Here is a 12,860-nt window from a genome sequence, read left to right on the forward strand (position 1 = left end):
CCATCCGCCTATGCGGGCGCCGGCTGCGGAATCCCTGTCAACGACTTGGCAAGGGCCTTGAAGCTGAATCCCGGTGCGGAGATTTCGTCCGTGGTCAGGGCCAGGCCGAGGTCCACGAGCTTGCGTGCGGCGATGTGGTCGGCCGGCGAGTTCACCGACTCCACGGCGGCAAGCGCCCCGTTGCGCAGCAGCGCGATGGAGAACTTCCCGGCGGCGGGATCCCCAAGCAGCACCGGTTCGTCGCCGGGTTCCGACACGCCGGCGATCTGCAGCCTGATGGCACCCTGGGTGCTCCAGAACCACGGGGTCTGGGCGTAGGACGATTCGTCGCCCATGATGCTGCGGGCCGCATGGCGGCCCTGGTCCGTGGCGTTCTGCACCGATTCCAGGCGCATGCGCGCCCCGGAGTCCCGATGGGGGAAGGACGCGCAGTCGCCGACGGCCCACACCCCGGGAACCGAGGCCCGCAGCGCGGAATCAACCACGATCCCGTTCTCCACCTCCAGTCCCGCGGCCTGCGCCAGTTCGGTGCGAGGGTTCACTCCCACACCGTAGAGCACCAGGTCGGCCGGGTAGCGTGTGCCGGTGGTGGATTCCACGGACAGGCCATCCCCGTCGCGGTGGATTGCCGCCACGCCCTCGTTCAGGCGCAGGTCGATCCCGTCCCCGGTGTGACGCTGGGTGAACCAGTCCGAGGCCGTGGCCGAGAGCGCGCGTCCCATGGGGCGCGGGGCGAATTCCAGCACCGTGACCTCCAGCCCGCGGGCCCTGGCCCCGGCGGCGAACTCCAGGCCGATGAACCCGGCCCCGACCACAACAACCTTCCGGGCGGTGGATAGTGAATCATGCAGCCGCCGGGCGTTGGTGAGCGTGCGAAGCTCGTGCACGCCGTCCAGGTCGGAGCCCGGGCAGGGCAGTGCCCGGTTGGCGGCACCCGTGGCAAACACCAGGTGGGTGTAGTCCAATGACGTGCCACCGGAAAGCCTCACGGAGCGTGCCTCGGTGTCGACGGAAACCGCTGTTGCCGCCAACAGCGTGATGTCCTTGGCCGCGAAGAAGCCGGGGCCGCGCAACGGCAACGGTTCGGCCGTGGATTCGGGCCCGAGGTAGTCCTTGGACAGCGGCGGGCGCTGGTAGGGGGAGTGGGCCTCGTCGTTGAGTATGGTGATGGCCCCGGTGAAGCCCTCGGCGCGCAGGGAATCCGCCACCTGGATGCCCGCCTGCCCGGCCCCGATGATGAGGACCGACTCGCTGGAAAAGTTCTCCATGGGCCTAGACCTGGTCCGAGGGGACATCGACCACGATGTTGCCGAGCTCGCCGGACATCTTGATCTGGCAGCCCAGGCGCGAGGAGTCGGTGCGCTCGGCGGTGGTGCAGTCGAGCATTTCGTCCTCGTCGTCGCTGACCTCCGGCAGTTGACCGGCGAATTCGGGGCGGACGAACACGTGGCAGGTGGCGCACATGGCCTGGCCGCCGCATTCGCCGACGATGCCCTCGATGCCGTTGGTGACGGCGGCGCGCATCAGCGAGGTGCCCTCCTCGACGGTGACTTCGGTGGCTTCGCCAGTGGGCTGGGTAAAGGTGATGGTAGGCATGCTGGGGGAATCCTTTGGGAAAATACGTGAAATCGGGGGAACGAAAACGGTGGCTGTTTAGCCCCAGAGCACCGGCATCTTGGTCATGCCGCGGAAGACCCAGCCCGCGTCGACGGTCTCGGCGCTTGGATCGAGGCGCAGGTTCGGCAGCTTCTCGAACACCGACGGCATGGCAATCTGGGCGACCTGTGCCCTGGCGATCCAGGTGCCGGCGCAGAAGTGCACGCCGCCGCCGAAGCCCAGGTGCGGCTTCTTGGGGCGGAAGATGTTGAAGGTTTCCGGGTCCTCGAAGACCTCCGGGTCGCGGTTTGCGGCGCCGAGCACCACACCCAAGCGAGCGCCCTTGGGCAGCCTGACCCCGCCCAGGACCAGGTCGGTGGTGGTTTCGCGCGGGTACATGCCGATCGGGGCGACCCAGCGCACCGACTCCTCGAAGGCGACGGCGTGCAGCTTCGGGTCCGCCTTCACCGCGGCCAGCTGTTCCGGGTTGTTCAGCAGCGCCCACACGGTGGTGGCAAGCACGTCGCGCGGCTCGTTCAACCCGCCGCCGATGGTCATCTTGAGGTTGGCACGGATGGCCTCCAGCGGGATCGGCATGGAAGCCAAGCCCGAAAGCAGCGACTGATCGGGGTTCTTGGCCAGGTGGGGCAGCATCTCGTCGATGGCGGCGTCGACCTCGTCGGAGGATGCCTTCGCCTTGGCCCAGACCTCGGGGTCGTCGGCGTAGTTGCCGGTCCCATCGATCAGCGTTTGGCTCCAGCGCTGCATGTCCTGCTGGGTGGCGTTGTGGAAGCCCATGATCAGCCGGAGGTTTTCACCGGTGTAGGGGGCCGCATAGTCCCAGACGAAGTCGGCGCCTGGGCCCTTGGCCAAAAGTTCGGAGAGGTACTTCTCGTTGTTGGCCTCGAAAATGGCGTTCCAGTGCTTCTTGATGGTGCCCGGGCGCAGGGTGGATCCGTAGGCATCGCGGTCGACCTGGTGCTCGGGGTTGTCCTTGCGGAGCATGGAATGTCCCATCGAGCGCTTCATCAGCGAGTTGTGTTCGTTGGCGGAGAAGCGCGCCTCGTCCTGCTCGATCTCGTGGCATGCGGCATAGGATGTGACCATATAGCGATTGACGGCCGGGACCCAATGCACGGGGGATTCCTCGCGCATCCGCTGGTAGATCGGGAACGGGTTCTCGTGCAGATCCGGGATGGTGACCCAGTCGGCGACCGGGGCTTCGATTCCCGCATCGAACGTCGTTGCTGCCGCCGCGGCGGCTTCGCCCGCGGCCGCGGCGGTTTCGGTGGGCGTGCTTGCCCCGGTGAACGGACAGGTGGCGGCGGGAACGGCTGAGTGGCTCATCTGGCTGGATCTCCTGGAAAGTGACGACTGCTTGACACCAAGTGTGACCCGCGGCATAACCATGGGTAAAGTACGAATTCCAGTGCTGTATCCACGGTTTTTGAGAGGTTATTGATGCCCAAGTACACGTTGCGGCAGCTCGAGTGCTTTGTGGCCGTCGCGGAACACGGGTCGATCGCCGCGGCGGCAGAGGCATTACGGCTCTCGCCCTCGGCCATCACCGGGGCCCTGAACGAGCTTGAACGGATCTTCAACTCGCAATTGACGATCCGGCGCAAGGCGCACGGTGTGAGCCTGACTCCGTCGGGGGACTACGTGATGGCCAAGGCCCGCGGACTGCTGCACGAAGCCACGGACCTGCAGGAGATGGCCGCCGAAGCGGGAACGACCCTGCGTGGCAAGGTGGCCATCGGCTGCTATTCATCCTTGGCCCCAACGCTCCTGACCAGACTCATGGCTGAGTATGCGCTCCGATACCCCGCAGTGGAGCTGGACTTCTATGCTGGGACGCAGCAGGAAATCCACGAGATGCTGCTTTCGGGCGAGCTGGATCTGGCCATCGCCTATGAGTTGACGGTTCCGCCCGGACTCACGCGCAAGCGGCTGCTGGACGCGGTGCCAGCGGTGGTGTTGCCGGCGGATCACCCCTTGGCGGAAAAACCCAAGGTGGCGCTCGCCGAACTCGTCAACGAGCCCATGATCTTGCTGGACGTCAATCCGAGCCGTGAAAACACCGAGATGATGTTCTCGGCGGCGGGGTTGAGTCCCTGGATCCGCTTCCGCACCACCGACTTCGAGGTGACTCGTTCGATGGTGGCCCGGGGGATGGGCTACGCGATATTGGTGCAGCGTCCGGTCGCGGACGTCTCCTATGAGGGGAAGCATCTGGCGGTACGCCCGATCCATCCGGCCACGCGCAACGTGCCCATTTCCATGGTGTGGAACGGCCGCGTCCGCTTTTCACGCAGTGCCGAGGCCATGCTGGAGCTGGCCCTTGAATTACACCGTCCGGCTACCCGCAATCGCGGGTAGCCGGACGACCGGGTGCGTTGGCGGTCAACTACTTGAAGAGGCCACTTTGCAGAATGTTGATGACGGCCGGACCCAGAATGACAATGAACAACACCGGGAAGATGAACGTCAAGAGTGGGAAGAGGACTTTTACCGGCAGTTTCATGGCTTTTTCCTCGGCCCGCTGACGGCGCTTCACACGCATTTGCGCGGCCTGTGTCTTCAGTACCTTGACGATTCCTATTCCATAGCGATCCGCTTGAACCACCGCGCGTACAAAGGATTTCAGCTCCGTCACGGAGGAGCGTTCGGCCAAGGCTGCATAGGCGTCTGCCCTGGAACGGCCCAGCTGCATTTCTTGGAGCGCACGGTTCATTTCCTGGGCCATGGGACCCGGACTGGTTGAAGCTACCCGAGCCATTGCCCCCTCGAAGCCCAGCCCTGCCTCGACGGAAATCAGCAACTGGTCCAGGACGTTTGGCAGTTCAAGCTGGATGGCTTCCTGGCGCTTGAGCCCCGAGTTGTAGACCAGTAGGTCCGGTAGGAAGAAACCGAGAACCAACAACGCAGTTGCCATGATAAAGAGCTGTGAAGACGGGCTCGTCAGGAACACGAGGAATCCGAAGCCGCCCAAGAGCAACGCCGCGATTGGCTTGGAAACAATCACTCGATCCAGTGGCCATGTAGCTGGGCGCCCTGCCATGGCCAGCAGACGATCCAGCTTTGCCGCGTAGGTTCCGGAAACCAAATGGCGGGCCAAAGTCGTGAATTCCGATTGCCGTGGTGCTTCTTCGCCAAGGTTAACCTGCGCTCGGTTCAGGTTTTGCCGGATGAGTACCAGCTGGTTCCGGTCGACAGACACAAAGCTCCACGTAAGGAACGCCAGCGGCAACACCACCAGAGCTATGGCAGCCCAACCTATTGTTTCGATATCCACGTCGGCCTCCTCCTAGAACTTGATTTGAACAGTGCGGCTCATCCAAAAAGACCCGATGCACAGCATGATCACGGCGAGGACGAGCATGAAAATACCGAGAGGGTGCGTAAAAAGTGTTCCGATGTAGGTGGGATTGATCAGGCCGAGCATCAGCGTCACTCCGATGGGCAAAGCAACCAAAATGTAAGCGGAGATCTTGCCTTCGGCGGCCAACGCACTGACTTGACCCTTGATCTCAGCCCGCTCGCGAATTGTCTCTCCGACTTGGTCCAGGACCTGGGCCAGATCACCCCCAACCTCGCGATTGATCAGGATGGCTTCAGCAATCCAGGAAAAGTCCTCCGAGCCCATGCGCTGGGCGATTTCCATCATGGTCGATTCCGGGTTCCGTCCCACACGGGCCTCGTTCACGATCCGGCTGAGTTCCTCGGACATCGGCGCTTCGAATTCCTGCGCCGCTGAATCGAAGGCCCGCATGACGGAGTGCCCGGCACGCAGGCTCCCCGAAAGGGTCATCAAAAGGTCGGGCAATTGTGCTTCAAAGGAGCTGCGTCGTTTGGATGTGCGCAAACTCAACACCATCCACCCTACGACTGGCACCAACATTGCGAGCAGGATGGCTCCCAACGGGCCCATGGCCACGAAGCCAAGCAAACCGGCCACGACGGCACCGGAAAACAATAGAACCAGGAATTCGGCGGGTGTCATATTAAGACCGGCCCCTTGAAGTGCCGTCCTGTTGAAGAGACGCCCCCCCTTGTGGCCGATCCCACGCTCCACTGCGCCCACAGCTGCACCGCTAAACCGCGTGATCAGTGAATATTCGGTGTCGCTCACGTTGCCTTGCCGACGACGCTTCAACGGTACATCGGCGCTTGCGGGTCGAAACACGACCAACACCACCAGCAAAATTGCGCCCAGCGAACAGACTAGACCTGCAACGGCCAAAAGTGGGTGCAACGCTACCGCCTCCCTTTGCCGGCATCGATGCCACCGGTAGACATGCTCCCGAAAATACCTGGAGGGAGCGATATTCCAACGTTTTGGAAATGTTCAATGAACCGCGGCCGGACCCCGGTGGGGATGGGCTTGCCGAGGAACCTGCCGTGGGCATCGACGCCGGCACTGTAGTCGAAGACAAATGCATCCTGGAGTGTGACTACATCGCCCTCCATGCCCTGGACCTCGGTAAGGTGCGTGACACGGCGCGTTCCGTCCCGTAAACGAGTTAGCTGCACAATCAGGTCAACGGCCGAGCTCACCTGCTCGCGAATGGCGCGAAGCGGCAAATTCAGCCCCGCCATGAGCACCAATGTTTCCAGACGCGCCACGGCATCCCGGGGTGTGTTTGCGTGGACTGTGGAGACCGAACCATCGTGGCCCGTATTCATCGCCTGAAGCATGTCCAACGCCTCGCCACCACGGACCTCGCCAACCACAATCCTGTCCGGACGCATGCGGAGGGAGTTTCGCACAAGATCACGAATCGTCACGGCGCCCTTCCCCTCGATGTTCGGTGGACGGCTCTCCAGACGAACCACGTGTTCCTGCTGGAGTTGGAGCTCCACTGCATCCTCGATGGTGACAATGCGTTCGTTGTCAGGAATGAACCCGGAAAGCACATTGAGCAGCGTTGTCTTGCCAGTGCCGGTGCCGCCGGAAACGATGATATTCAGCCGAGCCTTGACGCACGCATCGAGCAGGTGCGCCATATCTGTGCTGAGGGTTCCCAGATCAATGAGGTTGCGGACCGTCAGCGGGACCTGTCCGAATTTTCGAATGGTCAGGCTGGGGCCGTTGACTGCAAGTGGCGGAATGATGGCATTGACGCGGCTACCGTCCTCCAGCCGCGCATCAACGAGCGGTGAAGACTCGTCGATGCGACGTCCCACCCGGGAAACTATGCGCTCAATGACCCGGCGTAGTTGGTCTTCGGAACTGAATCTGGCATCCACCAGTTCCAGCTGGCCCTTGCGCTCAACGTAGATCTGTTGGAAGTGGTTCACCATGATCTCGGTGACTTCGGGATCGTCCAACAGCCGCTGCAGGGGACCCATGCCCAGGACTTCGTCGCCGATGTCCCGAATCAGGCGGCGCCGTTCTTCGGGGGAGAGCGGAACGTTTTCCGCATCGATTACCTGGCTGAGTTCCTCGCGCGCCATCTTGCGAAGCGACTCTTCGGTCATGGACGAATCCGTGATGCGTGAACCTAGCCGTTTGAACAGTTCTTCGCCCGCACGCGACTTCAAAGCAGCCAAGCCGTCTACGTTGTTCCGTTGCTGGGTCTGGGCAGTCGTGGTGCCACCCATCCGAGCCAACATGCTGTTCGGTTTGATCGAATCGGATTGTTCGGGTTCGGTTACCGGACCAGTGAAGGAGTCTGCTTCGCTCCACGTGGCTTCAGCAGGTAGAAAATCATTGGCTGGGAGGGATTCTTCGTACATTGCCGGAACCACGGGGGGTGCCGGCTGCCGGGCTTCGTTTCGTACGGCATTGAGCCTCTCCGCGAGGTTCATTGCAGCACCTCTCTTCGGTGCGCGCTCTTACGCAGCGCGTCCTTCGAACCCGGGTCGAAGCGTTGGGCAAATTTGTCCAGATTGCGCCATGCAGGCCCTTTGGTTTTTTCGGCGAGCAGAGGAACACCCTTGTTGGTGCTCAGCGATACGGCGCGGGATACCGGAACGACGGCATCAATTGGCAAACCTATGGAGAGTTCAATGTCTTGAACGGTCAAGCCATTGCGCTTGTCGGCAAAGTTCAATACCACGTGACGTCCTTCGGGAACCAGCTGCAACTCACGCAAGACGGCAAGCCCGTTGTTCATGCCCCTGACGCTTGGTACGTCCATTCCACAGACCCATACTGCGTCCGTAGCCATTTCAAGCGCAGCCAGCAGGTGTTCCCCGAGCCCGGGGGCCGTATCCAGCACGACGTACTGGAACTCGGCAGCCAGCTGGCTCACGAGGATGGCCACCTGATCGGGGGTGATGAGGTCGGCGTCCGCAGGGTTCTTTGGTCCGCACAGCGCATAGACGCCGGATCCTCCTACGCTGAGATATGCCTTGAGAACCATGGAATCCTGAGCTGCCGCACCAAAGACCGCATCGGTGATCGTGTGCTCGGGCTCCAGGTTAAGGGCTGTTGCCACGTCTCCGAACTGCAGGTCAAGATCCAGGATCACGACCCCCATGGGCGCAAACTTGGTCAGCCCGACTGCCAAGTTGGTGGCGACGGTGGTTTTTCCCACACCGCCCTTGGGTGACAAGACGGCTATGACGCGTCCACGTTGGCGGTCCGACTTGCCGTCACCGGATTGGCGGCGCCGGCTGTCAGCAGTCAGGCAGTTTCGTTCCAAGAGAATACGAAGTTGCCCGGGCTCGGAACCCGGGTCGGCAATATCGCGGATGCCAGCCCTCATGGCTGTCATGACCAGGTCGGAGTCTGCAGGGGCGGTCAGCACCACCGAGATATCCGGGTGCAATAGGTCCATGGCCGTGGCCAGATCCATTGCCGTGTTTCTGTTGACGTCAGGTCCAAGCAACAACACGTCAGTTGGCTCGCCCAGGCTTCGCAAGAGTAGTTCCTCGGGAGTGAGTTGCGCTGCGGCCGCCGGCACTCGCTGCAGATTTCCGGGCAGTGAACCGTCGATCGCCAGCTGGGCAACCTTTTCAAAGTCAGGAAGATCGGTGAGTAACAGAAAGCGGCTCATTTGAGTACCTCATTAATGGTGATTGGAGTCTTGTTGCCGGCGGGTGTTTTTTTGTTCTGCTTGGTCAGCCACAGGCTTCCGAATTCTTGGCTGTGAATGATTTTTGCTGCCTGCAGTGAATCAACGCCAAACGTCACATATGCCGAACCCGACGGCAACGCCGCCACGTCCTTGCTGGATGAGGTCTGTTCCTGAGGGGCCACCTGGATGGCCGTGACTAGTACCTTGTCGTAAAGAAGCTTCGTGACCTTTTCCTCTTCGGCGTCCTTATTGTTCTTGTCCTTGACCGTGTAATTGCCGAAAACGCCCACGGTGTCGCCGGCCCTCAGCATGGATCCCACGACGCGTGCCGGCTCGAGCAATACCGTCACTTCTTGCTTGCCCTTCGGTACGGCAATCGTTCCGGGAATAAGCATTGAGTCTTCCGTGACTAGTTTGGCGGACAGCAACTGTTCGCCAAGGACCATGTCTTGTGCCAACACCTTTCCGTCCAGGTCCTTGAGCGAGGCAACGGCATCGCCAGTTACGGCTGCAGCTGGCAGCTGTTTGGTGGTCAAGGACTGCCCCAATTCATTGATGGGAGTCCCGGCCGCTATGTTCTTCGTTGCCACAAGTACCTGGACCGGATTTAATGAAGCTTGCGCTCGCGCGTCTGCGGCACTGACATATGTATAGAGGAGTATGGCACCGACAATTGCCAGCACGAGTGCGGCAGTGCCCGCCAGCAGCCGTGTTTTCATGAAATGCCCCCAGTCATGATCTTGCTATGTGCGGCGAAAAATTCATCGCCTTGAATTCTTGTTTGCTTATTTGGTCAGTCTGATGACGTCAGCCCCGTAATTAGGACCTCCACTTCCGAACTCAACGTCTTCGTCATCGAAAACGAAACGGAGAAACTGACCGATAAAACCCACTTCGCTGCCGCCCTTACCTCGAATCGATTTCGCGTCAGAATTCGCCTGGAAGTCAAGGAGCGAGTCGTTGTTCTTGAACATCCAGCCTTGGATTTCAACGGCAGCGTAGCCTGATATGAAATACGATCCACCGCTTCCGCCGCCGGACGTGCCATGCCCGTCAAACACCGGCAAAAGAATGATTACCTTTTCACCCTTTACAAGCTTTTCTTTCCATTTAAGCAATTGATCATTGCATCCGGTCTTGTTGTAGGAATTGCCTGTGCTTGAGCCAATCCATTGGCCGACCCGGGTCGCCGCAGAACATGTCTTACCATTTTGCTCTAACCAGCCGAATCCACCTGGAATGTTGAGCCCTGATTGTGGTCCATCACATTTGTCATTCTTCTTGTGTGCCAGGAAGAACTGCAGCCCAGTGGGCCCCACTGGTGCTGTGGCAATCTCACACTTTGAAAAAGTGACTGGGAACTTGGCACTGAGGGCCGTGGGAGCACCCCATCCGGCAGTTGCACTGGCCCCTACCTCAGCACTGGCAAAAGAGGGGTCAAGGATTTGCGCGAACCAGACCGAAACTGAATTTGCTGGTGCTCCAACTTCAGAAGCCGTGGTGTTAACCGTTACTTCATTGCTTTTGATGTCAACGGAGTAAACGTTGGATTCATTGTCATTGGAATTGTCATTTGCAAGGTCCCGTACGATCTCCGAACTGGGACTACACAGCGGGTCATTGGAGTCCCTGCCGCAGATCGAGGCCAGAGCTAATGCGCCGGCATCGGCGCCGTTTTGGAGTTGAGCTTTTTCCCAATATAGTTTCCCGACGTCAATGGAGATGGCGGCAAAGCCCAGCAACGCAACCATCAGGAGAGCCACGACGATGCTTGAAGATCCTCTCTCGTTCGATTTGAGAGTGAGTTGAAACCCTTGGCTTACCCCCCGCATCTCATTGCTCCTTCGCCGTTCAACTCCGTGTCAGTCAGAAATTCAAACCATCCAGTAAGTGTCGTGTATGAACGACTTACTGTCACGATCGCCGTCTTGCTTGATCCAGAGCAATTATTCGTTGAGCTGACTTTAGTTGTTACTTCTCCAAGCGCTGGCGCTGCTTTCGCAACTATGGCTTCTAGTTCTGCCTGGGAATATCCAGGGTCCGAATGGTGAATAGCGTAGTCGCGGGCACCTTCACGCGCAGCCTGTGTAATCGATAATTGCTGATTGAAGAAAAAACCAAATTCGATTACACCAAGCATTAATGTCAGCAAAAGTGGCAAAATTAGAGCAAATTCAACTGCAGACGCTCCTTGCTGATTTTTATCGCGCATGCTCCGACCTTCCCGGCTGGGGTTGGAAGCGAATGGATAGTGGGTGGGGTGGGGTGGGCCTACAGCTGGAATGCTGGTCCGCCCACCCGACTAGTTGCTCGATTCAGCCCCCATCTTTACTAGCATGCAGTGGTAACGCCCGTTGTTGCCCCGTCAACACAACCCTTTACATCGGTGAACAGGCCTTCGATCGAGCCGCCAAGCAGGAACACGGCACCAACAACGACGACGGCAATACCAGCTACCATGATGCCGTATTCCACGGCCGTTGCCCCTTGTTCTTCGCCGCGCAGCTTGTTGCCGACGGTCTGAAGTGCAAGGTAGATGTTTGCGAACAAAGTGTTCATTTTTAACTCCATTTTCTGCGAATCAAGAAGGCGCAACAATTGTCGCCCCCCAGCGAATCAATCTTGACGAGAAGTTATGAAGGAATGAAGTGGCCCCCAGAATCTTGACCCCATTCGATGCCTGCTGCATTTAGCAGCCCCCCAAGCGGTTCCCCAGCCACTGGCATCTGACTTGGAGTCTAGGAGAGAATTGTGGGCCTGTAAAGGGACTTCTCGAATCTTTCTCTTTGTGGATATTTCATTTCTCAAATCAGGCTTTGACATACCGGACGATGGCAAGTATTCATGCGTTGCCTGGGATGCCCGGCCTCGCAATGAATCTTATGGAACCTATTGCGGTCGGGTGTTATAGCGGATGGATCGTTTTCGACTCGTGTTCAACCATTTTCCAGATACTTGCAAGCGATCGCAGGACCCTGAAGTATGCGGACTCCTATGATGCCGATGAATTCTTCAGGCTCTTCTTGGCTGCCACTGATTATTTGTTGCTCTGAAGCGTTTTCGGATTGAGCGTCTTTTATACGTTTCTGGCGGCGCCTACGACTTGTCTCCCCTCGCGATTGACCGCGCTAATCAGGCCCGGCCCCGAAATGAGATCAGTAGATTCGCATCGTGCACGAGCGCATGCCACGGGGACGTCTGAGCTGAACAATCGTGATTGTCGGAGCTCCTCCGGATCCTCAGCGTGGAATTTCGTTTTGCTCTCGAAAGCCCTTCTGAATCCCAGTAAAGTCATTGGAATGGACACGACTCAGATACTTGCCCTCGCTTCGGACCACGGCCTGGCGTTGGAACCAGCTTCTCTGAGGATCAACGAAGCCGGTTTGGATTATCAGGTTGTCTTCGCAACAAGCACTGCTGACCAACGATGGGTACTTCGTATCCCGCGGCGCCCCGATGTTTCAGTGAAGATCAAGGAAGAAGCCACTATCCTCGATTTTGTGAAACCGCGGGTGATGTTCAACGTGCCCGATTGGCGGATCCACAGTGATGCATTGATTGCATATCCGTTGCTGCCTGGTGAACCAGGTCTGACGCTGGACACGGAAACTGGCGAACCAATCTGGAATTTTGACCGGGAAAACCCGGCCTACTGCGTCGAACTGGGGCAGCTGATTGCCCAGCTGCATGCCATTGACCCGGAAACTGCGCGTGCCGCCGGGATCCCGGTACATCACGCATCGGATGTTCGCAGCTCCTGGCTCAATGACCTCGCGAAAGTACGCGGGGCCTTCAGTATCCCCAACGTGTTGCTGGAGCGTTGGACCGCATGGATTCGGGAAGACAGCTACTGGCCTACATTCACCGTGTTTACTCACGGCGAACTGTATCCCGCACACCTCTTGCTCCAATCCGGGGTCAAGATCTGCTCTGTGCTCGACTGGACTACGGCACGTGTCACTGATCCCGCCGTGGAATTCATGTATCACTACATGTTGGCGAGCCCAGAGGCCTTTGCCATGACAGTGCGCGCCTACGAAGCGGCAGGGGGACCGCATCGCCCCAATCTCATTGGCCAATGTGAGGCATTGATTGCCGCAGGGCCTGTGACCTATGCGTGCTATGCGTTGACTACGGGAGAACCGGAACATCGTGTCTCGGCACAAAAGCTATTGGATTCGGCAGCGTCCGAGGATCGATCGGGCTGAGCTCCGAATTTGGAAACGGTACTGCTCTAGA

At 59.2% G+C, this 12,860-nt stretch carries 13 protein-coding genes; 2 read left to right on the forward strand and 11 right to left on the reverse strand.

The features are described from left to right. Positions 1 to 8 precede the first annotated feature (8 nt). The 3 genes from JOF47_RS01705 to JOF47_RS01715 are packed head-to-tail and all read right to left on the reverse strand — an operon-like array spanning position 9 to position 2,943. Positions 9 to 1,268: an NAD(P)/FAD-dependent oxidoreductase gene (locus JOF47_RS01705; protein ID WP_209995549.1), complete on the reverse strand. Its 1,260-nt coding sequence runs from the start codon at positions 1,266 to 1,268 to the stop codon at positions 9 to 11. Between the two features lie 4 nt (positions 1,269 to 1,272). Then, on the reverse strand, positions 1,273 to 1,596 hold the full coding sequence (locus tag JOF47_RS01710) for a 2Fe-2S iron-sulfur cluster-binding protein (RefSeq protein ID WP_209995551.1): 324 nt from the start codon (positions 1,594 to 1,596) through the stop codon (positions 1,273 to 1,275). Positions 1,597 to 1,653: 57 nt separating this feature from the next. Beyond that, positions 1,654 to 2,943, reverse strand: a complete 1,290-nt coding sequence (locus JOF47_RS01715; RefSeq protein WP_209995552.1) for a cytochrome P450 — start codon at positions 2,941 to 2,943, stop codon at positions 1,654 to 1,656. Positions 2,944 to 3,057: 114 nt separating this feature from the next. Here JOF47_RS01715 and JOF47_RS01720 point away from each other — a divergent pair, with 114 nt between their 5' ends. Further along, positions 3,058 to 3,975 (forward strand): LysR substrate-binding domain-containing protein, encoded by a 918-nt coding sequence (locus JOF47_RS01720; RefSeq protein WP_209995554.1) that lies wholly within the window; start codon positions 3,058 to 3,060, stop codon positions 3,973 to 3,975. A gap of 28 nt (positions 3,976 to 4,003) precedes the next feature. On the opposite strand, the gene JOF47_RS01725 is transcribed toward JOF47_RS01720, so the two are convergent. The 8 genes from JOF47_RS01725 to JOF47_RS01760 all read right to left on the reverse strand — a co-directional run bounded on the left by JOF47_RS01725 (position 4,004) and on the right by JOF47_RS01760 (position 11,180). Next, positions 4,004 to 4,891 carry a type II secretion system F family protein gene (locus JOF47_RS01725; protein ID WP_342592678.1) on the reverse strand — a complete coding sequence of 296 codons (888 nt, stop codon included), beginning with the start codon at positions 4,889 to 4,891 and terminating at the stop codon, positions 4,004 to 4,006. A 12-nt stretch (positions 4,892 to 4,903) separates the two neighbouring features. Next, positions 4,904 to 5,728 (reverse strand): type II secretion system F family protein, encoded by an 825-nt coding sequence (locus tag JOF47_RS01730; RefSeq protein ID WP_342592679.1) that lies wholly within the window; start codon positions 5,726 to 5,728, stop codon positions 4,904 to 4,906. 125 nt (positions 5,729 to 5,853) lie between these two features. After that, the gene (locus JOF47_RS01735) at positions 5,854 to 7,212 is read right to left on the reverse strand and encodes a TadA family conjugal transfer-associated ATPase (protein WP_209995556.1); all 1,359 of its coding nucleotides are present in this window, start codon (positions 7,210 to 7,212) and stop codon (positions 5,854 to 5,856) included. Between the two features lie 191 nt (positions 7,213 to 7,403). Next, positions 7,404 to 8,600: a CpaE/TadZ family protein gene (locus JOF47_RS01740; RefSeq protein WP_209995557.1), complete on the reverse strand. Its 1,197-nt coding sequence runs from the start codon at positions 8,598 to 8,600 to the stop codon at positions 7,404 to 7,406. Further along, complete coding sequence (gene cpaB / locus JOF47_RS01745; RefSeq protein WP_209995558.1) at positions 8,597 to 9,340, reverse strand: Flp pilus assembly protein CpaB; 744 nt, start codon at positions 9,338 to 9,340, stop codon at positions 8,597 to 8,599. The genes JOF47_RS01740 and cpaB overlap by 4 nt, the downstream gene beginning before the upstream one ends. Before the next feature lie 66 nt (positions 9,341 to 9,406). Further along, complete coding sequence (locus tag JOF47_RS01750) at positions 9,407 to 10,453, reverse strand: pilus assembly protein TadG-related protein (RefSeq protein ID WP_281070227.1); 1,047 nt, start codon at positions 10,451 to 10,453, stop codon at positions 9,407 to 9,409. After that, positions 10,441 to 10,833 carry a TadE/TadG family type IV pilus assembly protein gene (locus JOF47_RS01755; RefSeq protein WP_209995560.1) on the reverse strand — a complete coding sequence of 131 codons (393 nt, stop codon included), beginning with the start codon at positions 10,831 to 10,833 and terminating at the stop codon, positions 10,441 to 10,443. The genes JOF47_RS01750 and JOF47_RS01755 overlap by 13 nt, the downstream gene beginning before the upstream one ends. Positions 10,834 to 10,952: 119 nt before the next feature. After that, positions 10,953 to 11,180 carry a Flp family type IVb pilin gene (locus JOF47_RS01760; RefSeq protein WP_209995561.1) on the reverse strand — a complete coding sequence of 76 codons (228 nt, stop codon included), beginning with the start codon at positions 11,178 to 11,180 and terminating at the stop codon, positions 10,953 to 10,955. Between the two features lie 740 nt (positions 11,181 to 11,920). On the opposite strand from JOF47_RS01760, the gene JOF47_RS01765 reads away from it, so the two are divergent. Further along, complete coding sequence (locus tag JOF47_RS01765; protein ID WP_209995562.1) at positions 11,921 to 12,829, forward strand: macrolide 2'-phosphotransferase; 909 nt, start codon at positions 11,921 to 11,923, stop codon at positions 12,827 to 12,829. The last annotated feature ends 31 nt before the right edge of the window (positions 12,830 to 12,860 follow it).

It is taken from the genome of Paeniglutamicibacter kerguelensis (assembly GCF_017876535.1).
Classification (GTDB): domain Bacteria; phylum Actinomycetota; class Actinomycetes; order Actinomycetales; family Micrococcaceae; genus Paeniglutamicibacter; species Paeniglutamicibacter kerguelensis.

Bases quoted from the DNA above. Each gene is read 5' to 3' on its own strand.
- JOF47_RS01760 (WP_209995561.1), bottom strand. From the start codon at position 11,180: ATGAACACTTTGTTCGCAAACATCTACCTTGCACTTCAGACCGTCGGC.
- JOF47_RS01755 (WP_209995560.1), bottom strand. From the start codon at position 10,833: ATGCGCGATAAAAATCAGCAAGGAGCGTCTGCAGTTGAATTTGCTCTA.
- JOF47_RS01750 (WP_281070227.1), bottom strand. From the start codon at position 10,453: ATGCGGGGGGTAAGCCAAGGGTTTCAACTCACTCTCAAATCGAACGAG.
- JOF47_RS01765 (WP_209995562.1), top strand. From the start codon at position 11,921: ATGGACACGACTCAGATACTTGCCCTCGCTTCGGACCACGGCCTGGCG.
- JOF47_RS01710 (WP_209995551.1), bottom strand. From the start codon at position 1,596: ATGCCTACCATCACCTTTACCCAGCCCACTGGCGAAGCCACCGAAGTC.
- JOF47_RS01735 (WP_209995556.1), bottom strand. From the start codon at position 7,212: ATGTTGGCTCGGATGGGTGGCACCACGACTGCCCAGACCCAGCAACGG.
- JOF47_RS01740 (WP_209995557.1), bottom strand. From the start codon at position 8,600: ATGAGCCGCTTTCTGTTACTCACCGATCTTCCTGACTTTGAAAAGGTT.
- JOF47_RS01715 (WP_209995552.1), bottom strand. From the start codon at position 2,943: ATGAGCCACTCAGCCGTTCCCGCCGCCACCTGTCCGTTCACCGGGGCA.
- JOF47_RS01705 (WP_209995549.1), bottom strand. From the start codon at position 1,268: ATGGAGAACTTTTCCAGCGAGTCGGTCCTCATCATCGGGGCCGGGCAG.
- cpaB (WP_209995558.1), bottom strand. From the start codon at position 9,340: ATGAAAACACGGCTGCTGGCGGGCACTGCCGCACTCGTGCTGGCAATT.
- JOF47_RS01720 (WP_209995554.1), top strand. From the start codon at position 3,058: ATGCCCAAGTACACGTTGCGGCAGCTCGAGTGCTTTGTGGCCGTCGCG.